The sequence below is a fragment of the Sneathiella sp. genome (assembly GCF_029233945.1).
Classification (GTDB): Bacteria; Pseudomonadota; Alphaproteobacteria; order Sneathiellales; family Sneathiellaceae; genus Sneathiella.
In genome coordinates this window covers 34559-55805 of the sequence record NZ_JARGOQ010000013.1, presented here as the reverse complement: position 1 = coordinate 55805, position 21247 = coordinate 34559, and the positions used below count along the sequence as shown (strand labels likewise).

The 21247-nt window shown below is 51.7% G+C and carries 20 protein-coding genes and 1 pseudogene; 6 read left to right on the top strand and 15 right to left on the bottom strand.

Annotation, left to right across the window (positions count from 1 at the left end):
- Window positions 1-88: 88 nt before the first annotated feature.
- From P1U71_RS06370 to P1U71_RS06345, 6 genes are all read right to left on the bottom strand, one after another.
- The gene (locus P1U71_RS06370) at window positions 89-853 is read right to left on the bottom strand and encodes an enoyl-CoA hydratase-related protein (RefSeq protein WP_301104729.1); all 765 of its coding nucleotides are present in this window, start codon (window positions 851-853) and stop codon (window positions 89-91) included.
- A gap of 24 nt (window positions 854-877) precedes the next feature.
- Window positions 878-1702 carry an SDR family NAD(P)-dependent oxidoreductase gene (locus tag P1U71_RS06365; RefSeq protein WP_301104728.1) on the bottom strand — a complete coding sequence of 275 codons (825 nt, stop codon included), beginning with the start codon at window positions 1700-1702 and terminating at the stop codon, window positions 878-880.
- Window positions 1703-1717: 15 nt separating this feature from the next.
- Window positions 1718-2143 carry a MaoC family dehydratase gene (locus P1U71_RS06360; RefSeq protein ID WP_301104727.1) on the bottom strand — a complete coding sequence of 142 codons (426 nt, stop codon included), beginning with the start codon at window positions 2141-2143 and terminating at the stop codon, window positions 1718-1720.
- 11 nt (window positions 2144-2154) lie between these two features.
- Window positions 2155-2598 (bottom strand): MaoC family dehydratase N-terminal domain-containing protein, encoded by a 444-nt coding sequence (locus P1U71_RS06355; protein ID WP_301104726.1) that lies wholly within the window; start codon window positions 2596-2598, stop codon window positions 2155-2157.
- 70 nt (window positions 2599-2668) lie between these two features.
- On the bottom strand, window positions 2669-3850 hold the full coding sequence (locus tag P1U71_RS06350; protein WP_301104725.1) for a lipid-transfer protein: 1182 nt from the start codon (window positions 3848-3850) through the stop codon (window positions 2669-2671).
- A 32-nt stretch (window positions 3851-3882) separates the two neighbouring features.
- Window positions 3883-5442 (bottom strand): long-chain fatty acid--CoA ligase, encoded by a 1560-nt coding sequence (locus P1U71_RS06345; RefSeq protein ID WP_301104724.1) that lies wholly within the window; start codon window positions 5440-5442, stop codon window positions 3883-3885.
- 199 nt (window positions 5443-5641) lie between these two features.
- On the opposite strand from P1U71_RS06345, the gene P1U71_RS06340 reads away from it, so the two are divergent.
- The gene (locus P1U71_RS06340; RefSeq protein ID WP_301104723.1) at window positions 5642-6259 is read left to right on the top strand and encodes a TetR/AcrR family transcriptional regulator; all 618 of its coding nucleotides are present in this window, start codon (window positions 5642-5644) and stop codon (window positions 6257-6259) included.
- A 154-nt stretch (window positions 6260-6413) separates the two neighbouring features.
- Here P1U71_RS06340 and P1U71_RS06335 read toward each other — a convergent pair whose 3' ends face one another.
- Window positions 6414-7337: a LysR substrate-binding domain-containing protein gene (locus P1U71_RS06335; RefSeq protein WP_367281139.1), complete on the bottom strand. Its 924-nt coding sequence runs from the start codon at window positions 7335-7337 to the stop codon at window positions 6414-6416.
- Window positions 7338-7477: 140 nt separating this feature from the next.
- On the opposite strand from P1U71_RS06335, the gene P1U71_RS06330 reads away from it, so the two are divergent.
- From P1U71_RS06330 to P1U71_RS06310, 5 genes and pseudogenes are all read left to right on the top strand, one after another.
- The gene (locus P1U71_RS06330; RefSeq protein ID WP_301104721.1) at window positions 7478-9130 is read left to right on the top strand and encodes a BCCT family transporter; all 1653 of its coding nucleotides are present in this window, start codon (window positions 7478-7480) and stop codon (window positions 9128-9130) included.
- 131 nt (window positions 9131-9261) lie between these two features.
- Window positions 9262-10761, top strand: a complete 1500-nt coding sequence (gene betC / locus P1U71_RS06325; RefSeq protein ID WP_367281138.1) for a choline-sulfatase — start codon at window positions 9262-9264, stop codon at window positions 10759-10761.
- 216 nt (window positions 10762-10977) lie between these two features.
- Window positions 10978-11112: pseudogene (locus P1U71_RS06320) on the top strand (DDE-type integrase/transposase/recombinase); the annotation flags it as partial.
- Window positions 11113-11360: 248 nt separating this feature from the next.
- Window positions 11361-12935: a class I adenylate-forming enzyme family protein gene (locus tag P1U71_RS06315; RefSeq protein WP_301104719.1), complete on the top strand. Its 1575-nt coding sequence runs from the start codon at window positions 11361-11363 to the stop codon at window positions 12933-12935.
- Window position 12936: 1 nt separating this feature from the next.
- The gene (locus tag P1U71_RS06310; protein ID WP_301104718.1) at window positions 12937-13893 is read left to right on the top strand and encodes a nitronate monooxygenase family protein; all 957 of its coding nucleotides are present in this window, start codon (window positions 12937-12939) and stop codon (window positions 13891-13893) included.
- A gap of 114 nt (window positions 13894-14007) precedes the next feature.
- Here P1U71_RS06310 and P1U71_RS06305 read toward each other — a convergent pair whose 3' ends face one another.
- The 8 genes from P1U71_RS06305 to P1U71_RS06270 are packed head-to-tail and all read right to left on the bottom strand — an operon-like array spanning window position 14008 to window position 21198.
- Window positions 14008-15102: a CaiB/BaiF CoA-transferase family protein gene (locus tag P1U71_RS06305; RefSeq protein ID WP_301104717.1), complete on the bottom strand. Its 1095-nt coding sequence runs from the start codon at window positions 15100-15102 to the stop codon at window positions 14008-14010.
- A gap of 51 nt (window positions 15103-15153) precedes the next feature.
- A complete protein-coding gene (locus P1U71_RS06300) occupies window positions 15154-15786 on the bottom strand; it encodes a TetR/AcrR family transcriptional regulator (RefSeq protein ID WP_301104716.1) in 633 nt (210 codons plus the stop codon).
- Between the two features lie 42 nt (window positions 15787-15828).
- Window positions 15829-16623: an SDR family NAD(P)-dependent oxidoreductase gene (locus P1U71_RS06295; RefSeq protein WP_301104715.1), complete on the bottom strand. Its 795-nt coding sequence runs from the start codon at window positions 16621-16623 to the stop codon at window positions 15829-15831.
- 32 nt (window positions 16624-16655) lie between these two features.
- Window positions 16656-17453, bottom strand: coding sequence for an enoyl-CoA hydratase/isomerase family protein (locus tag P1U71_RS06290; RefSeq protein ID WP_367281140.1), 798 nt, complete (start codon window positions 17451-17453; stop codon window positions 16656-16658).
- Between the two features lie 22 nt (window positions 17454-17475).
- Window positions 17476-18306, bottom strand: coding sequence for an enoyl-CoA hydratase/isomerase family protein (locus P1U71_RS06285; RefSeq protein WP_301104713.1), 831 nt, complete (start codon window positions 18304-18306; stop codon window positions 17476-17478).
- Window positions 18307-18321: 15 nt separating this feature from the next.
- Window positions 18322-19629: a TRAP transporter large permease gene (locus tag P1U71_RS06280; RefSeq protein ID WP_301104712.1), complete on the bottom strand. Its 1308-nt coding sequence runs from the start codon at window positions 19627-19629 to the stop codon at window positions 18322-18324.
- Window positions 19622-20140 (bottom strand): TRAP transporter small permease, encoded by a 519-nt coding sequence (locus P1U71_RS06275; protein WP_301104711.1) that lies wholly within the window; start codon window positions 20138-20140, stop codon window positions 19622-19624. The genes P1U71_RS06280 and P1U71_RS06275 overlap by 8 nt, the downstream gene beginning before the upstream one ends.
- 8 nt (window positions 20141-20148) lie before the next feature.
- Window positions 20149-21198, bottom strand: a complete 1050-nt coding sequence (locus tag P1U71_RS06270) for a TRAP transporter substrate-binding protein (RefSeq protein WP_301104710.1) — start codon at window positions 21196-21198, stop codon at window positions 20149-20151.
- Window positions 21199-21247 lie beyond the last annotated feature (49 nt).

Below are 21247 nucleotides of genomic sequence, written 5' to 3'. Positions count from 1 at the left end.
CATGCATGTGGCAGCAAATCTATTGTCAGGCCATGAGCGTTTCTTCAAAATCTTCAGAACGGTTTGTTCCGCTTCCAGAAAACTTCCATTACGCCCGCTTGGCGAAGAAAGATGCAATAGCAGCTTTCATTTCGGGGCTCCCACATGCCTCGCCTTGCGCATCCCGTTCAAGATCAAGCTGATCGGAAAGCCCATGATCTGACGCTTCTGACATGAGATTTTTAATAAGGGATACCGACGTTGGTGAAAATCCCGCCAGCTTATAAGCAATCGCATCTGCTTTGATCTTTAACTCACCATCCTCAAAAACACGCCATACCAGGCCCCAGGAGAGTGCTTCTTCCGCCGTAATTTTTTCTGCGAGCAGCATCGCCCCCGCCGCCCTGATCCGACCGACAGCCCGCGGCAGAAATAACGTATTTCCCGCGTCAGGAATAAGCGCCAGCCCGACAAAGGGTTCATAAAAATACGCGGAGCGCGCGGCAATCACGATATCACCGGCGAGTGCAATGCCAACTGACGCGCCAGCACAGGGACCATTCACGACGCTGACAATCGGCAGTCGCGACGCGCGCATTCTCCGTATCAGAGGGTTATAGCTCTCCTCCAGGATTTTTGCCATATCCGGAACGTCATCCGGCTTGGCAAGTGAAAGATCATATCCGGCCCCGAAAGCCCGTCCTTCACCGGTCAGGATAATTGCCCGAACGTCAGGATTGCTCTCCATCTCGTCAAATGCTGCCTGCATTTCGCTTCCGGTATGATCACGCAAGGCATTCAACTTGTCAGGTCGGCAAAAGGTCAGCCGGGCTACGCCTTGATCGATCTCCAACGAAATATCTTCGTACGGCATAGCCCTACTCCCTCGATATGAAAGCTATATGGTCAATCCGCCGCCAACGATCAGTGTCTGGCCGCTGATATAATTGGATTCTGGAGCGCAGAAAAGATAGACACCATCCGCCGCTTCTTGCGGCGTGCCCGCCCGGCCGAGCGGGATCATCATCTCCATGCCCGCGACCAGTTTTTCCGGGATGCCAATGCCTACTTCGTTCCCCTCAACGACAATTGTCTTCTTCTCATTGGTTGCCTCGGTCAGGCGGGTCTGGATAAACCCAAATGCAACACAGTTCACATTAACTTTCAGCCGCCCCCATTCCTTCGCCATAGTCTTGGTCATCCCAAGGACGCCCGACTTTGCAGAAGAATAATTGATCTGGCCCGCATTACCGCCCGTGCCTGCGATAGAGGAAATATTGACAATTTTGCGGAAAACCTCTCGGCCCTCGGCGGCTTCTTTGTCTGCCTGTGCACGTATAAAGCCGGAGGCTGCGCGGATGATTTGAAATGGCGCTTTCAAATGAACATCAATCATCGCGTCAAACTGCTCATCGCTCATTTTATGAACCAGCGCATCCCATGTGTAGCCCGCGTTATTGACAATAATGTCAACGCCGCCAAAGGCATCGATACCTGCATTAATGAAGTTTTCGGCGAAACTCGCCTCGGTCACGCTTCCCGGAACAGCGATTGCTTCGCCGCCATTGGCTTTAATGGCGCTGACCACCTCTTCGGCTGGCTCAGCGTCCAGATCATTCACGACAACCTTCGCGCCTTCACGGGCAAGTTTAAGGGCTACCTCGCGGCCGATACCACGTCCGGATCCGGTTACATAGGCGACTTTTCCTTGGAGTTTGCTCATTTTTTACACTTTTCTTTATTGTTTCGGAAGGGCGATAACCGCATCGCCAGCAAGTTTTACGTCCCCGTCCTGATTGACGGCCTGGAGTTTTACGCGAATGCGCGATTCTCCATTTTCTTCAAATTTTTCAATAACCTCTCCGTCACAGGCGATCCTGTCTCGCAAGTGGGTAATCGCAGAAAATCGGACATTATAGCTACGTAGCGTCGATTGCGGCACCCAGTTGGTCAGTGCCTGCGCAAGATAGGCCATCGACAGCATGCCATGGGCAAAGACATCGTCCATACCTGCGGCTTTGGCGAAATCGATATCAATATGTATCGGGTTGTGATCTCCGGACGCTCCGGCGAAAAGTCCCAGCGTTGTCCGCGTAATTTCCGGCTTAACGAGGGCCGGGATTTGATCGCCAACATTCACGGAAACAAAATTTACCTCTGCCATACTATGCCCCTTCATCCGTTTCGAACGACGATGGTGCGCGACATCTCGGCAACCAATTCATTCTTCTGATTAGTCGCACTCGTCTTTTTGACAATAAATTCGAGCGCGCCACCCTTTTTGTCAAAAATGTCCGTCACCTCTGACTTGAAGGAGATGGTATCTCCCGCATAAACCGGTTTGTGATACATAAACTCCTGCGTGCCATGGAGAATTTTCCCAAGATCAATATCCATGACCTTCAGAATTTCAAACGGGTCAGGAACCTCCATATCCATAGAAAAGAGGAAAGTCGGCGGAGCGGGCAACGTTGGATGCCCCGCGTCCTTCGCGGCTTCTTCATCGAAATAGACAGGATTGGTCTCACCCGTGGCCTTTGCAAAAAACCTGAGCCGCCCCTTTTCGATATCTGCCGTATGAACGCCGAACTCGCGTCCGATATGGCTGCGATCAATCATAATTATTTATCCGTTGTCTGGAAGAAAGGCGTGCCTTGCCGAAGCAAAACACGCCCTGGGAGGAACTTAATTAAGCCGCCTGATACAGAGTGACGACACAGGCGCCACCAAGTCCGAGATTATGCTGAAGGGCAGTCCTTGCCCCCTCAACCTGTCTCTTTCCGGAGTTACCGCGAAGCTGGTTGACAAGTTCATAGCACTGGGCGAGCCCTGTCGCACCTAGGGGATGCCCCTTAGATAACAATCCGCCGGACGGATTTGTAACCACCTTGCCGCCATAGGTATTCTCTGCGTCCCAGATAAATTTCTCCGCGCCGCCTTCCGTGGCAAAGCCAAGACCTTCGTAGGTGATCAGTTCGTTCGCGGTAAAGCAGTCATGGAGCTCCGCCACATCGATATCTTCCGGTCCGACGCCCGATTGCTCATAGACCTTCTTTGCGGCGGCGGCCGTCATGTCATATCCGACAACACGCATCATGTCGTTCATATCAAAGGTGGAACCATAATCTGTGGTCATTGCCTGTCCGGCAATCACAACGCCGGCGTCGATACCGTGCTTTTTGGCAAATTCTTCTGTACAGACAATGGCAGCACCGGCACCACATGTTGGCGGGCAGCATTGCAACCGTGTCAGAAGGCTTGTCATTCGCGGCGAGCCCATGACGTCCTCAACGGAAATTTCCTTTCGGAAAATGGCCTTGTCATTGTGGACGGCATGGCTGCTTGCCTTTGCGCGAATCTTGGCGAAAGTCTCATCCTTCGTGCCATATTTTTTCTGATGCTCAAGCCCGGCGCCGCCAAACATCTTAATGGCCATAGGGGAAGTAAAGTCCTGAGTCAGTTCATCCGTCAGATTATTGAACTTACCGAGCGGGCTTGGCCTGTCCGTCCAGACGTCAGCAAGAGCGCCTGGCGTCATCTGCTCGAACCCGACGGCCAGCGCACAATCAACCACACCAGACTCGACCGCCTGACGCGCGAGGAAAAGAGCGGAGGACCCGGTCGAGCAATTGTTATTTACATTAATAATGGGAATACCGGTCATCCCTACCTCATAGAGAACCCTCTGGCCGCAAGTGCTGTCACCATAGACATAACCGGCATAGGCCTGCTGTATCTTGTCATAGTCCAGCCCGGCATCTTCGAGCGCCATGTTGATCGCTTTTGCTCCCATGACCGGATAGTCCTCATTCTGGCCCGGCTTTACGAACGCTGTCATTCCAACGCCCGCCACAACAATATTCTTACCCATGATTTCTCTCTTTCCTGTTTATTCAGATAACATTAGTTGACGTTACGCTCCTTGCCTTCCCAGTAGGGCGCCCGCAAATCTTTCTTCAGGACTTTACCGGCGGCGGAAAGTGGCATTGGCTCGCTACGGAATTCGACACTGCGCGGACATTTATATCCGGCAATCAGATCGTGACAATGTTTGATAATTTCCTCTTCCGTTGCTGTCTCTCCCGGCTTCAGGATTACAATAGAATGTACACTCTCGCCCCATTTTTCATGAGGAATGCCGATGGTTGCGCATTCCGCAACCGCAGAATGCTGAGTGACGGCCTGCTCAACTTCGGCGGAGTAAACATTCTCGCCGCCGGAGACGATCATATCCTTCAGACGATCGGCGATAAATAGGAACCCGTCTTCATCGAGATACCCGCCATCGCCGGTGTAAACCCAGCCATCGCGCAAAGCGTCGGCAGTTTGTTCGGGCTTATTCCAGTACCCGAGCATGGTAATCGGGCCTTTTACCGCGACATGACCAACAGAACCCGTCGGAACTTCATTCCCGTCTTCATCAACAACTTTAAGCTCGCAGGTTCCGACAGCCTTTCCGGCGGAGCGTAATTTGCCGGCATACGGCCCTTCCGTCGTATGATATTCAGGGGCCAATATCGTTGCGACGGGGCTCAGTTCCGTTTGCCCATAGGCCTGAACAAATTTGGTGGTTGGAAGTTTCGTCATTGCCTCGACAAGCACCGCTTCGCTGATTGCCGACGCGCCATACATGATTGTCGCAAGGGACGATGTGTCATACTTGTTGAAATCGGGGGACTGAACCAGCATCTGAATCATCGTCGGCACAAGCAATACATGCGTTGGTTTATGCTCCTGCATCGCTTCCAGCGTCGCGAGGGGAGTAAAACTCGAGATCATGATATGAGTGCCGCCCGCAAATGTTGCCGCCAGCGACGCCGCCCCATCAGCCAGATGAAACATGGGCGCCGCGTGTAAATATCTCGCGCCATCGGGCATACAGAATTCACGACAGTTAGACAGGTTGCTGATATAGAGGCTGCGGTGAGAGAGCATCACGCCCTTAGGGAACCCTGTCGTCCCGCCAGTATAATAAATTCCGGCGAGGTCCTCACCGCCCCGCTCCGCGTCTTCAACAGGCTCGGCTGCGGTAACAATGTCAGTATAACTCAGCATACCTGCCGGGGTTTCCCCTTCGCCCGAAAAGATCAGGGTTTTTAGCGAAGTTGATTTTTCCTGTATCGCCGGAACCATATCTTTAAAGTTTTCATCGACAAGCATGATTTCGGTGCCGGAATCGTCAATTGAATAGGCGTTTTCCGCAGGAGACCATCTCAAATTCATCGGAACGATAACCCCGCCGCCCCACAAAACACCGAAGACATACTCTAGATACCGATCGGAATTGAGGGCCAGCATGGCGACCCGATCCCCGCTTTTCATCCCCAGATTCTGGAGTGCCCCCGCCAATTTGGCTGTGCGTTCAACGAATTCGGCCCAGCTTTGCTGCCGGTCCTTATAGATGGTAGCCATCTCCCGGGGATTTACCTGGGCCGCCCTTCTGATAATTGACGTTAACTGCATAAAATTTGTCTCCCCAAAACTTCCCTGAATTCAGCCTGCCGCATTCGCATTTCCAGACCTGTTTTCTATTTTGAAAAAATGTATCCCACTGGTGGGTTACATGTCAACAAATTTGCTATATACTCATACTTTCTTGCAACGCGCATATGTAACTGTGGTTGTTTAGATAAGATTCGAGTCAAGAGAGAAGGCGGGAAAGATGGCATCAGATACATGGAGCGAGGTAGCGCTCGATCAGAATGACCTCCGTGAACAAAAGCGCATGGCGGTATTGCGCACAGGTGCCCGGCTCTTTAACGAGCACGGATTTGACCGAACTTCACTTGATGACATTGCCTCGGAGCTGAATGTTTCCAAGCGGACACTTTACTATTACGTAAAAAACAAAGACGATATTCTTTTTGAATGCAGCCGCCTCGCCCTGGAGTTTATGCATCACACTTTGGCGGACAGCCAGAATAACCGCCTCCCCCCTCTTGAACGCATCGAGATGATCATGCGGAGCTATATGGATTTACTATCCAATGAATTTGGCGCATGCCTCGTACTGTCCACAGACCGGGTTCTCTCTGAAGAATGCAGGGAGATTTTAAGGGACGGAAGAAGGAGGCTCGATCATACCGTAAGGGACCTGTTGCAGAAGGGAATTGAAGATGGCTCGATTGCGCCGTGCGAACCTAAAATTGCCGCCGCCGCTCTTTTTGGAGCCTTTAACTGGGTACCGCATTGGCGACCGAACGGAAACAATGAAACATACGCCGATGTCGCCAATGATTTTCTCAAAATCTTTCTGAATGGCCTGCGCGCAAGCCATTAGTCAAAAAAATTGAACCATGCGGCTTTTCACTAAATCCCTCGCGCTTTCGAAAGGCATACGTCTGAGGCTGGCCTCAAAAGAGAGCGTTATCTCCTGAACTTTGCGGAAAATATTCCGAAGCTGGATTAGTCCTCCGGGATGCATAAGACCGGCTTCAATTCAGTGCCTTGATCATCCAGTTTTGAACCTCGGCTACCCGCGCGGACGGGGCGGCATGTTCAATTTTAATGTAATATCCCACGTCAGTGGTAACAGTATTGGAAAAGGGGCGCACCAACTCAGATCGAGCCAAAAGATCGTCAAGCAGAACATGCCATCCGAGCGCAACTCCCTGACCACTCCTTGCTGCCTTGATCACCATCTCGTAGCTGTTAAAAACTGTTTTCTCTGACGGCTTTTTAAGCGTCACACCCAATCTTCTCAGCCAGTCGGCCCAGTCTATCCATGGCGTATCCATTGTCGGAGAATTGAGATGCAACAATGGTGCTTCTGATGCAACCAACTTCTCCAGTGAATCGATGTTCGGATTTGCCTGAAGGAATTCAGGGCTGCAGATTGCCGATACCTGCTCCTGAAACAGCAGGGCCGCATCGATAGGAACATGATCATGCCTCGCCATGAAAATTGAGATATCGGGCTCTGGATCAGAAATTTTCAACGGATCTTGTGAAGTGACAATTCTTAGATCCAGCTTACCGAGTTCTTCGCGTAGTTGAGGCAACCTCGGCAACAACCAAAATGACGCAAAGGCAAAATCCACGGAAATAATCACCCGATCGGATTCCGGCTGCTGCAAATACTCGATAAATCGTTCCGCTGATTGTTGTAGAGGGCGCTGAAGCAACCGATAGAGCGATTGGCCTTCAGACGTCAGTTCTACTCCCCTTGAGGTTCTGACGAACAAGGATCGGCCCAACTCGGTCTCTAGATTTTTGATCCGCTGGCTCATGCTCGGCTGTGTAATTTTCATTTCCTGAGCAGCCGCCGACAACTTGCCCAACTGACCGACAAGCATAAATGCACAGAGATCCGCCGAGCATCGTGCGAATTTGCTATAGGATTTATCTATGCCAGACATCACAACAACATTCTACAAAAAGGATTTTTTTTCAAGCACTATTGCTGAGGCATAGCTTTTTCCTAGGCACTAAACTCCGATATGTCGCAAGAGGGGTTCTAACGGACACATACCAGACTTAAAATTTTGGGAGGGGACACATGAAGCTACCACTTACAAATCTACCCATCAAGACTGCTGATACCGGGTTCTATTCAGGGTTCAGCATCGACGTCACCGTCACATCGAAGCTCGCTGTCGGAGCCCTGGTTCTTTGGGCGGTCGCCTTCCCGGATCATGCCGGCGCAATATTGGCGGAGTTTAACAGCTTCATATTGTCAAATTTTGGGACATGGTACATCTACGTCATGGCCTCGTTTGTTCTGGTCTGTCTGGGGCTTGCCGTATGGCCCGCCGCAGGCCGCCTTAGACTTGGACAAGATGGCGACACTCCGGAATTTTCTAATTTCTCGTGGTTTTCAATGATGTTCGGCGCCGGGATCGGCGTTGGCATGCTGACCTGGGCTGTTGCCGAACCGATCTATCACTTCAAGAACAATCCCGAGGTTATCCAGGGTCTGGTAGGAGGAGGCACGAAAGAGAACTTCCTGAATGCTTTTCAATGGTCCTATTTGCATTGGGGGTTCTCAGCCTGGTCATCATATGCCATCGCCGGATTGGCCCTGGCGTTCTTTGCCTACCGGCGCGGCTTGCCTCTGACGATCCGCTCTGCGCTGACGCCCCTTTTCGGCAGTAAGCTATCTGGTCCGTTGGGCAGTATCGTGGACATCGTGGCCGTGATTGCAACCATTCTCGGTGTAGCGCAGACACTGGGCTTCGGGGTTGAGCAGTTCGTTGCCGGCATGGCACGCATTGGTATTGGGGACTGGCTTGTCAATTCAGAAGGCAATGCGTCTTCGGTCGGGATCATCGTCGCCATCGTTATCATTATGGGCGCATCGACACTGTCGGCACTATCCGGCGTTGGCAAGGGTATTAAGTGGCTGTCCAACCTCAATATGGGACTATCCATCTTCCTGCTTGCCTTCCTGATGCTGTTCGGATCGACATGGTTCGGTATTCAGGCGCTGTTCGTGGGCATGTGGGAATATATCATCAGCCTGCCCGCCATGCTATTTACTGTTTATTCAGGGGACGGAACCGGCGGCGTGGCCGACAAACTCGAAGGGTGGCAAGGCGCTTGGTCGGTGTTCTATTGGGCCTGGTGGGTCGCCTTTGCTCCTTTTGTTGGCCTGTTCCTTGCGCGTATTTCCAAAGGCCGGACCATTCGGGAATTTGTATTGGGCGCCCTGTTTGTGCCTGCCATTATGTGCTTCGTCTGGTTCTCCTTCGCGGGAGCCACGGCCATCGAAATGGAACTGTCCGGCGTTGCCAATGGTGAAATCTTTGGCGCGACAGATGGCGACAAGATCTTTGCGATGACTGCTTTAATTCTGGGCGACGTTCTGGGATGGGTAATGGCCGTTATCATTGTTATCTTGTTGATGACCTATCTGGTTACCTCGGCGGACTCGGCTGTGTTGATTGTGAATACGATTAATGCCGCTGGTGACGAAGGTCCGAAAGCACGCCCGCATATTATATTCTGGGGCGTGACATTGGGCGCGGTTGTCGCCGCATTGCTGCTGGTTGGCGGCCTAAAGGCTATTCAGACAGCAATGGTTATCGGTGCCCTGCCCTTCTCGCTTGTCATGGTTCTTATGTGGATCGCGCTTCTGAAAGCGATTTACAGAGATAGCAAGCGCGAGGCCTTGGGGATACCAACAACCCACTCTCCAACGGCCGCCGATTAGGTGCACGAAAATAAATGCCTCGCGCCAAGTTACGGTGCGAGGCAATTTGACAACATCCAACACATTCATCAGGCAGTCTCCTCTACAATCAAGTCAAACTCAGAGGCGGCTGCAGCGTTTCGGAAGGCTCTATGAATATACTAGTGTTAATGGTCGATCAGTTGACCGGCACCTTGTTTCCCGATGGCCCGGCGGACTGGCTTCACACGCCAAACTTAAAGCGGCTAGCTCAACGTTCTGTGCGCTTTGCCAATTGTTATACAGGCTCGCCGTTATGTGCACCGGCGCGGGCAAGTTTTATGTCCGGGCAGCTGCCGTCTGTCACTGGTGTCTATGACAACGCAGCGGAGTTTCCGTCAGACATACCCACTTTTGCGCATCATTTACGCCGCGCAGGCTATTACACCTGCCTGTCGGGCAAGATGCATTTTGCTGGCCCGGATCAGTTACACGGATTTGAAGAGCGCTTGACGACTGACATCTATCCTGCCGACTTTGGATGGACGCCCGATTATCGCAAACCCGGCGAGCGGATCGAATGGTGGTACCATAATATTGGCTCTGTCACCGGAGCGGGCGTGGCCGAAATCACGAACCAACTGGAGTTTGATGATGAGGTTGCATTTCAGGCCCGCGCCAAGCTATATGACTTGGCGCGCAGACATAACGCTCGACCATGGTGCCTAACCGTTAGCTTCACGCATCCCCATGATCCTTATGTTGCCCGCCAGAAATACTGGGATCTCTATGAGGATTGCACACATTTGCTGCCGGAAGTGCCCGCAATTCCATATGAACAGCACGATCCGCATTCAAAGCGCATCTTTGATGCCAACGACTGGCATAATTTTAAGATCCGCGAGGAGGACATTCGCCGCTCTCGCCGCGCCTACTTTGCCAATATCAGCTATCTGGACGACAAAATCGGTGAGATTCTGGACGTCTTGGAGAAAACAGAACAGGAAGCGACGATCCTGTTTCTTTCCGATCACGGAGACATGCTTGGCGAGCATGGCCTTTGGTTCAAGATGAGCATGCTTGAGGGGTCATCGCGGGTTCCCATGATGATTTCTGCCCCGAACCTTACGCCGGGCAAGATAGACACGCCCGTCTCGACCATTGATGTTTGCCCGACCCTCACCGACTTGGCGGGCATTCGCGCGGAGGACGTTGTGCCGTGGACTGATGGGACAAGCCTGCTGGGCGTGGCACAAGGCAAGATCAAGCGCGGCCCGGTTGCGATTGAGTATGCCGCCGAAGCGTCCATTTCTCCAATTGTGGCTTTGCGCGATGGCCAATACAAATATGTCCGATGCGCATCCGATCCTGAATTGCTTTTCGATTTGGAGACGGATCCGCACGAGATGTCGAATTTGGCGCAAGATCCGGCCTTTGCCACAGTGCTGGAACAGATGCGCGCCTTGGTAGATGCTCGCTGGAATCTGGATCGGTTCGATAAAGAAGTCAGGCAATCACAAGCACGCCGATGGATCGTTTACGAGGCCTTGCGCAACGGCACCTATTACCCGTGGGACTACCAGCCGTCGAAGAACGCGTCAGAACGCTTCATGCGCAACCACATGGATCTGAATGATGTGGAAGCAAAACAACGCTTTCCCCGCGGAAAATAATAACCGGGGTGGCCAACATTTCGAGCTTTAGGCGTCACTGAACGCGAGATGAATTAGGGTGTAATACTCGTGAGTTTGCTCAGTTTGACTCCTGCCGCCGACTCCTTGCTGCCAGCCAAGTCGCCGTGAAGATGAAGCGCGCGGGTACTTTGCTGGGCGGTTTGATCTCCATGGGGATTGGAAAGTTTTACGGAGCCTTTACGCCCTTCTCCCAATGACATCTGGCATTTAGACGAAATGGTCATTGTAATTCGAGGAAAACGATTTTTCCTATGGCATGCCATTGATCGTGAAGGCGAAGTGTTGGATTTTTTTCTACACCCGACGCAAAATGCCACGGCAGCAGCTTAACATCAATTGCGTTAGATGAGTGATGTCAACTCATTACCCGGAAAACATCAACTAGCCATTTTACTCTGATAATGCCCTATTGAGCACAATACGCACGCCGTCAACAGTAATGACTATAGAATCATAAGTCATGATTATTGACGATATGTAGAAAACGCTTAATATGCCGAAAAACAAAACTACTACCAAGCGGCTCTTTAAGTAGCAGGGGCTGAAAATGGTATGCAATTAGTCTGGGAGGACAATCAATGAGTACACTCAATTACGTGGATTTTCTGGATCGAAGTGCCAAGTTAGCCGGCAACCGGAAAGCTCTAATCGACGATCATGGAAGCTATACTCATACAGAGCTGGCAAATCAGACCAACCGGATTGGGAATGCCCTCATAGCAAAAGGGTTTAAACCTGAAACACCATTCGCGGTACTCAGCCCGAATACCAACCTGGCCATGATTTCTATAATTGGGGGAATTCGGGCGGGCGGCGCCTGGAGCAATATCAACCTCCGATCTGGAGTAACTATCATTAAGGACCTGCTCCACCGGGGAGGTTGTCAGGCCCTATTTTTCCACAGCTCCGTCGCGGATCAGATCAGCGAGATTGAACAAGGCGTTGAGGCTCTGCAATTTATCATCTGCATTGACAAAGAAGTTAGCGGATATCCTTCACTTGCCCAGTTCATTGAGGATGCACCGGAAACTCATTGTAATATATATCTTCCCGAAAACGGGGTCGGTTTTCAGGGCTCTACAGGGGGCACGACAGGGGCTCCGAAAATAACGCAAGCGGGCCAATGTCTCCTTACATACAGCGCTTTAGCCTTTATGACTTCCCTGACTGATTTTAATCAGAACACGCCTCCAATAAACCTGGCCGTAGCACCGATTACGCATGCGGGAGGCTTTGTCGCCCTTGCCGTGCTTGCCTTTGGCGGGACTGTTGTAATGATGGCAACCGCGGATCCTGAGCAGATACTTCGAAATATCTCAGTGCATAAAATCTCACTCATTTTCATGCCGCCCACCCTTATCTATGTGCTCATGAATCATCCAAAATGCAAGGAGACAGACTTCTCCTCTCTGCGCTATCTGATATCCGCAGCAGCCCCGTTTGCGGTGGAAAAAATCGCCCGGGCACATGAAATATTCGGCCCGGTAGTCTGCCAGTCTTTCGGCCAAACGGAATCGGGCTTTCCTCTAACCTTCATATCGCCGGAAACTGTAACCGCAGCGCTATCAAACCCCGCACAGGCGGGACGATTACAATCGGTTGGGCAGCCCACAATAACTACCAGTGCGATTGAAATTCTGGATGACGCCGGTGAAATACTCCCTCCTGACGAGGTTGGTGAAATGGCGGTACGTGGACCAACTGTCATGTTTCGATATCTGAACGATCCAGAAGCAACAAAAGCAATTCAATCTAACGGCTGGCAGAGAACCGGTGATCTTGGCTATCGTGATAAGGACGGGTTCATTTATATCAGTGATCGCAAGCGCGATTTGATTATCAGCGGGGGGTTCAATGTTTTCCCCCTCGAAGTTGAACAAACACTGCTTCAGCATCCTGCGGTTCAAGATTGCGCCGTAATTGGCGTCCCGGATGAAAAATGGGGAGAAGCAGTAAAGGCTGTGGTCGAATTGGCTCCCGGTGCAGACGTAGCCGATACCATTTTAATCGCGCTCTGCAAAGAGAAACTCGGGAGCGTGATGGCACCAAAAAGCGTTGATTTTATTGAAGAATTGCCCCGAAGTGCTGTTGGGAAAGTCCTGAAACGCGAAATAAGAAAAACCTATTGGCAAGACAAAAAAGAAAGTATCTGACATGCCGCTCGCGACATTCAATAAAATAAGGGAGCGTTTAACGCTGCCATTGATCGCGGCCCCAATGTTTCTGGTCTCGGGCCCCGATCTCGTCGCTGCCGCCGGAAAAGCAGGTGTCATTGGATCGTTCCCGACGGCCAATTGCCGGAATACGGCAGAACTGGATTCCTGGCTAACAGATATTTCGACACGCCTCGCAAAGCATGAACAGAAAACCGGATTGCCTTCGGCGCCTTACTGCCCAAACCTTATTGTCCACAAATCGAACAAACGGCTTGCGGAAGATCTCGATATTCTACTAACACATCGACCGCAGCTTGTTATTACCAGCGTTGGTCCGCCAACACCTGTATTAAAACCCCTTCAGGATATCGGGGCGCTGGTTTTCGCCGATGTCGCGTCCCTGATGCATGCAGAAAAGGCGGTTGCGGCGGGGGTAGATGGATTAGTCCTTCTCACAGCGGGCGCAGGCGGCCAGACGGGCTGGCTTAATCCTTTTGCTTTTGTTCGCGCCGTGCGTACTTTCTTCGATGGGTCAATTGTTCTCGCGGGCGGTATCTCAGATGGTCAGGCCTTGCGCGCGGCCGAGACCCTCGGCTGTGACCTCGGCTATATGGGAACTCGGTTTATCGCAACGCAGGAAAGTATGGCAAGCGAAGAATACAAAAGCATGCTGGTGGACTCCAGTGCAGACGACATCCTGTTGACAAGCGCCTTTACCGGGCTGCAGGCAAATATGTTACGGCCATCGATTGTAAATTCCGGCCTTGATCCCGATAACCTTTCGGCTCGCGGAGAGATCAATATCACCGACGACATTAATGTCGAAAACCGTAAGTCCGACCCAAAGCGCTGGAAAGATATTTGGTCGGCGGGACATAGCGTCTCCGGAGTCGCCTCCGTAACACCTGTAAGCGACATGATTGAGCAGATAAAAAGCGAATATCGCAAGGACTAGCCACATACGCAAAAACGCCTGCGGTTACCCATATCCGTTAATTCTGGAACTAGCTGACCCACAGCAACTCACCTAAGCGGCGAGCTTAGGTGAGTTCGCTTTGCTGCCAATAATTTATGGCTTGATGCCCCAGTCTTGCAGGATTTCCTTCGAATGCTGACCGGGCTGCGGTGGCGGGCTCTGGATTTCCGGTTTGGTCCGGCTAAAGCGCGGAGCAGGCGCCGGCTGAACCATACCATCCTGCTCGATAAATGTTTGACGTTCCTTGTTGTGCGGATGAAGCGGCGCTTCACTCATATCCAGAACCGGCGCAAAACAGATATCCGTTCCTTCCATAATCGCACACCATTCATCCCGCGATTTCGTTCTGAATTTGGCGGCAAGCTTTTCTTTAAGTGCGGGCCAATTTTCAGAAGTCATCTGGGCATTAAACCCGGGATCGTCAATTTCTGCCTTTTCGAGGAGCTCCGCGTAAAATTGCGGCTCAATGGACCCTATGGAAACCCACTTCCCATCCGCACATTGATAGCAGCCGTAGAAATGCGCCCCGCCATCAAGAAGATTACCCTCCCGGTGATCAGACCACTTTCCAGATTGATACAGGTTATAGATCCCCGCCATCAGAAGCGACGCACCGTCCGTCATCGCGACGTCAACAACCTGACCCTTGCCCGATGATTTTGCCTCTAAAAGACCGCAGACCATTCCAAATCCAAGATACATCGCGCCGCCGCCAAAATCGCCGATTAGGTTAAGGGGTGGTACAGGCCCGCCCTCTTTCGATCCGATCGCATGCAAGGCTCCGGTCAGCGCGATGTAATTAATGTCGTGACCCGCCGCTTTTGCCAAGGGTCCGTCCTGCCCCCAGCCCGTCATCCGGCCATATATCAGTTTGGGATTATTTTTAAGGCATACATCGGGCCCAAGGCCCAGCTTTTCCATCACACCAGGACGAAAGCCTTCGATAAGGCCATCCGCCTTTTCAACGAGATCCAGAACCGTCTGCACACCTTCCGGAGTTTTGAGGTCAAGGGCAATAGACCGCCGCCCCCGATTGAGAATATCATAATCAAGCCCCAGCAAATTATTGCCGCCAGGCCGGTCAATACGAATGACGTCCGCCCCCATGTCCGCCAGCATCATAGCGCAGAAAGGGCCCGGCCCTATTCCCGCCATTTCAATGATTTTTATCCCGCTTAACGGACCCATGGCTTTTCTCCTCATATTTTTATTTATTTTTTTACCTAATCAGCAGCCCATTCAGCTTTCCGGCGGCTTCTCCAAAATGCCATTTTGCAAAAGATCCAGATACGCGCTTAACTGAGCCTCTTCCAAGGGCTTGAATACGGTTCCCTTATCCGTTGATCGTATAAAGAGATAGTCACGGGCTCCGATCATGAGATAGGCAAGCGATTCCAGCTGTTCTTCCGTATAGCCTTTAAGCTCACCTTTGTTCTGCCACCGTTTCAAGGCACGAACAAATGGGCGAAAAAGATTATCCATATGAGCAGCATGCCCCTTTGGCGAGGCAAACCTTCCTTCGTGTAACAGCCTGAAAAACCACGGATTTTCCTGAACATAAGACTGAAAGGCGAGCAAGCCAAAACGTTCCATTTCGATGAGGCTTTTCGCAGGCCCAATATGCTTCTTTATGTAATCCAGTATTTCGAGCCCCTTTATCGGGAGCAGTTGTTCGAACAAATCCTGCCGGTCTTCAAAGTAGTTGTAAAATGTGCCATGGGCTAGCCCTGCCCCGTCCGTTATCTTGGCAATCGATGCGTCATTATATCCATATTTGCCAATACAAATGGCGGCGGAATCAATTATTGCCCGGCGATTTAAAGCCGCTTTTTCTTCACGGGAAGGTCTATTCTTCCTATTCGGTCTTAACATAGTCAAACAGGCCCTTTTCTTTACATTTTAACGCAGCGGAATTTATGCGACCTCCGCCGGGCGAGAGGCATCCCCCGCACCACCGAACGCCATCCATCCACCATCAACCGGCAGAGTTACACCAGTTATATAACTTGCCATGTCCGACAACAAGAACAGCGCGGCATTTCCTATTTCTTCCGGCTTTCCCAAGCGGCCCATGGGAATCCGGCGCAGGTATGGATCTGCTCCCAATGCTCCACCTTCAAGTATGTCTGCCGCCATTGGCGCTTCTATCACACCAGGGGCCACTGCATTCACCCTCACACCATAACGCGCAAAATCGCACGCCAGCGTTTTCGTCATCATAACGATTGCCGCCTTGCTGACGCCATAGGCGTTTGACGCGGCAAATCCGCCGAGCCCGGCAACGGAAGCGATATTGACCATAGATGCGCCGGGTTTCATGTAGGAAGTCATCTCCCGCGACATCAGGAAACATCCCTGCACATTCACATCGATAACGCGGCGCCAGTCCTCAAGCGTTTGCCGTTTCGTCCCCCGAACAGGGTCGGCAACACCGGCATTATTCACGACGCCATCGATGCCTCCCAGAATGGAGGCGGTTTCTTTCATCAAAGCCTTAACGGACGTCTCTTCCGAGATATTGGCCGCCAGAGTGCCGACCGCACCAATTTTTTTCCCTGCCTCTTCAAGTGTTTCCGCCGACACGTCATTGATAACCACGTTCGCACCGGCATCACTCAACTTTTTTGCAATCGAAAGACCAATTCCACCGCCTGCCCCGGTCACGAGGATACGGCGGCCCGTTAGGTCAGCTGTCGAACTCATACTCATAAGTATCTTTCCATCTTTGTCATTTAGATAAACTATTTCCCTGTATAAACAGGCGGACGTTTCTCACGAAAGGCGTTAACCGCTTCCTGATGATCCGCGCTTAAATTCGTCATTGCCTCATAGGCAAGGCAGGCATCCATCACTGAATGAGCAATTTGCTTCAGATGAATGTTCAGGCTCACCTTGGTCCACTTAATCGACTTCAAAGGCCCGTTTGCCAACCGGTCCGCGAAGGCGTCCACGGCATTGTCCAACTCATCCGTCTTGCAAACGTGATTGATCAGTCCAATTTCCTTCGCCTCATTCGCCGTGAGATGATCGCCGGTCATCAACAACTCCTTGGCGCGAGAAAGGCCGACCAGCGCAGGCCAGATAACAGCGCCGCCATCGCCCGCAACCATTCCCATCAGGACATGCGGATCGCCAATCTTGACGGCCTCACTCATAAAGGTCACATCACAAAAGAGCGCCAGCGTGCAGCCAAGGCCCATTGCATGGCCATTGATCCGGCAGATGATCGGCTTTTCGCAGTCGAGCATTGAGAAGACGATCTGTTTGGCTTCGGTTACGGTCCGCTCAAAGGTTTCGGGCTCATCAATCGCCCGCTGCATCCAGCTTACATCGCCCCCTGCACAGAACGCCTCCCCCGCGCCGGTGAAGATAATCACATCTGAGTCCGGATCTGCATCCGCGTCCCGGAAAACACGGGAAAGCTCTTCGTGTAAAACCTCATCAACGGCATTGAAGGAAGCGGGACGGCTCATTTCCAAGGTCAGGACACGGCCACGTCGGCGCCAGTTTATGGCTTGATAGCTATCTTTCATATTAATTTTACCTACACTATCCTTGTTATTATTTTTCACTTCTATTCACTCCAAATTTTGCGGCGCGCTCCTCAAGAAACGCCGTGCGGCCTTCCTTTGCATCGGGATGCGCCAGCGCTGTGATTTGCGCCTCAACTTCGGCATCGAATGCGGTTGAAAGGGAGGCATTTTCCGATACGTTAAACAAATCCTTGATTTGCTGTATGGCGACGGCGGGCCCATTGGCCAAGCGCTCTGCGATGCGCGTAGTTTCATCCATCAGCTTATCTTCGTCTGTGGATTTCCAAACCAGACCCCAATTTGCGGCGGTCACACCGTCAATTTCATCACCAAGCAGGGCCCAGGCCCTCGCACGGGCCTGCCCTATCCGTTTCGGCAACCCCCAGCTCGTCCCGCAATCAGGAACGAGGCCTACCTTAACGAAGGCCAGAATAAACCGAGCGGAATGGCTACAAAGAACGATATCAGAGGAGGTAATAAACCCCATAGCCCCGCCGACGCAAACGCCATGAACAGCTGTGATCACCGGTTTCGGATAACTCACCATTTCCTGCATCAGAGCGTGGTAGGTATCGCGCATTCTCTTCGCGAACCAGCCGGGCTTCTCATCCCCACTTCCGCTTGCGAGATCAATACCGGCACTGAAAGCCTTACCCGATCCGCTGAACATTACGGCCCTGATCGTCACATCGTCCCTCGCCTCCGCCAAATACCCCCGGATATCCGTGATCAGCTCTGCCGTGAAGGCATTGAGCCGCTCTGGCCGATGAAGCTGCAGATGCAGCACACCGTTGCGGGCAGAGGCGGATAGCCCATTGCTCGTAATCTTCGCCTCAGATGTAATTACTACCGTCGTCACCAAACTTTCCCTTCTTTACTTTGCCATCGTCTCTGGTAGCCAAAGAACGATGTCCGGAAATGCAAAAAGCAGTATCAGGACTACAATCTCGATGAGAATGAAAGGCACGATACCGCGATACAACTCACTTGCTTTGAGTTCCGGCGCCGCCCCCATCACAGCAAACAGATTTAGACCCACCGGCGGCGTGATCGCCGCAATTTCGATGAGCTTCAAGATGATAATGCCGAACCAGATCTCATTGATCCCCAGAGACTGGGATATCGGAAAAAGAAAGGGCAATGTGATCACGATAAGAGAAAGGGAATCTACGAACATTCCCATCACGATAAACATGATCGAGATATAGATCATGAGCTCCAGAGGTGTGACGCCAAGGCTTGCAACAAAGTTATTTATCTCATCCGTGAATCCATTGATGAGCAGCAGCCTGCCCATCAGGAGGCCGCCAATAATGATCATCAGCAAGCGACCCGAAACCAGAGTTCCTTCCTTGAAGGATTCCCAAATATCGTTCCGTGACAAACGCCGCATAGAGAGGCCAATTATAAGCGCCCCGGCTGCCCCAACGGCGCCCGCCGCAGAGGGAGAAAACAATCCGCTATAAAGTCCGCCGATAATCAATGTAGCGAGTAGTACGACGCTCCAGATCATACGTAACCCGCCCATTTTATCCCGCCAGCTATAGCGTTCGTTGGTCAGCGGTGCCCACTGAGGATACCTGACCAGAAATAAACGCATACCGCTGATATAAGCTCCGGCCGTCAGGATTCCGGGAACAACCCCGGCAATAAGCAACTCCCCGACGGACTGATTGGTGAGCGATGCAATAATGATAATGCCGACGGAAGGTGGAATAAGCGCCGCCAGAGTGCCGGACGCCGCGATACTGCCGGCGGAAATTCCCGGCGAATAACCGAACTTTAGCATTTGCGGCATAGCAATGCGCGTAAAGACAGTCGATGATACAAGGGTCGACCCGGAGGCGGCCGCAAATCCCGCGGATGCCAAGATAGTCGCATAGATCAGGTTCCCCTTCGTCCGCGCGGTGAAACGGTGAACAGCTTCGTACAGCCCTTCGATAATGCCCGCGCGGGACGAAAAACCACCCATTAAAATAAACATGGGAATAACAACGAGTGTGAAATTCACACCGGTGTCATAGGGCAGGGTTTCCAGCATGGACATGGCAAAATTGCCGTCAATCACAAACCACATCCCTACTACCGCCACGGCAACCATTGACCAGGCGATCGGCACCCCCAGCGCCAGAAGCACCATCAAGGCAGCAATCGAAAATAAGCCGGAGTATATACTATCCATCTGCCTTCTCTCCCTCATTCAGGTCTTCTTGAGTGCGACTATCGTCTTGCGGTCGAAGGAAAAGCCTGAAAAGTTGTATAACCGAGATGATTGCCGCCAGAGAAAAGCCCACGAAAACCAGGAATTTTACCGGGTAGATAGGTATCTGCAGAAAATCGATCGATTTTTCATCTATTTCCCAACTTGAGACAAACAGGCCCCAGGAAGCGAAAGCGAGTAACGCCAGCACAGCAATCGCCGTTAGCTTGGCAATAACCCTGCTGATCAATTTCCAATGGGATGTCAGTTTGCTCGAAAACACATCCACAACGATGTGCTCTTCTCTCGCGGTCACCAGAGGCTGCGATAAAAAGATCACGACGGCAAAGAGGAGTCCGCTCAATTCAACCTTGAACGGCAAATACATGTTGAACATCACGCCCATGATGATGTCGGCCGCACCGACCAACATCATCACGGCTAACGCGAGCGCGCAGATCGTCTGCAATGAATGCTCGATTAAGCGGTTCATAAGCTAACTCAATCCTTAAAATTAGCTTGTTTTTCACGCAGAACCGGTTCCAGACGTTCGACAGCATCACCGTAGCCACGCTCTTTCAGATCCGCCGCCCAGAGGTCAACCATACTTCCGGCTTTTTCATCGAATTCCGCGGCTTCTTTAAATTTGACGTAGGTAATGCCATGTTCCACAAAGTCGACTTCGATTGTCTTTTCCGCAATTTTGACGTTTTCTTTGGCCACGACTTCCATCAAATCGTCGCTTACCTCTCTCATGAGCTTCTGAACATTCTCCGGCCATGCATCGAAAATCTTTTTGTTGACGAAAACGCCCCAAGTCGGCTGAGACCCCATATTCATGTCAATAGCGTATTTAGCAACTTCGTAGAACTTCCCGGATATTGCCTGCTCATGTGGTGCGAAGGAACAATCCACCGTTCCCTTTTGAAGAGCCCCATACATCTCGCTGTAGGGGATCGAAACGGGGACAACTCCCATAGCAGACAGGAACTCGACCCAATAAGGGGCGCCGGGAACCCGGACGCGAAGGCCTTCCAGGTCGGCCAGGGTTTCGACCGGTTTCGTGCAGAACAAACGGTAAGGATTACTGCCCTGATGGTACAATCCGATCACACCGTTTTGATCCATATCCGCTCTTGTCTGCGGATCTTCCTGCCAACGCTTCCAGGAATCGGCAGCATCCGCCGGTGCCTGATGCACACGAAGCAAGGACGCATTACCGGCAACCGGCATTTCTCTTGTAAAATATCCTTGCGCTGTCACACCCAGCTGAACGGCACCCGTTCCGGTCAATTTAAGAATTTCTTTCGGGCCTCCCATGCTGCCCGCCCAAAAAATCTTAATCTTGATTTTATCGCCGGAGCGTTTTTCAACTTCATCGACCCACCATTGTTCCCACTGCGCTCCGGCCGTGTTTGATGGAACGAAATGCGCAAGGCGCAGATTTAGCGATGGATACTCTTCCGCCTGCGCGCTTCCGGTAACCGCTGTGGCACAAAATGCCAGCGCCGCCAGTCCGAATTTCAAATTCTGTTTAACTTTCCCAATCATGATCCCATCCTTGTTAGGTTATGTATTTCTTGACTCAATAGTTCATTTC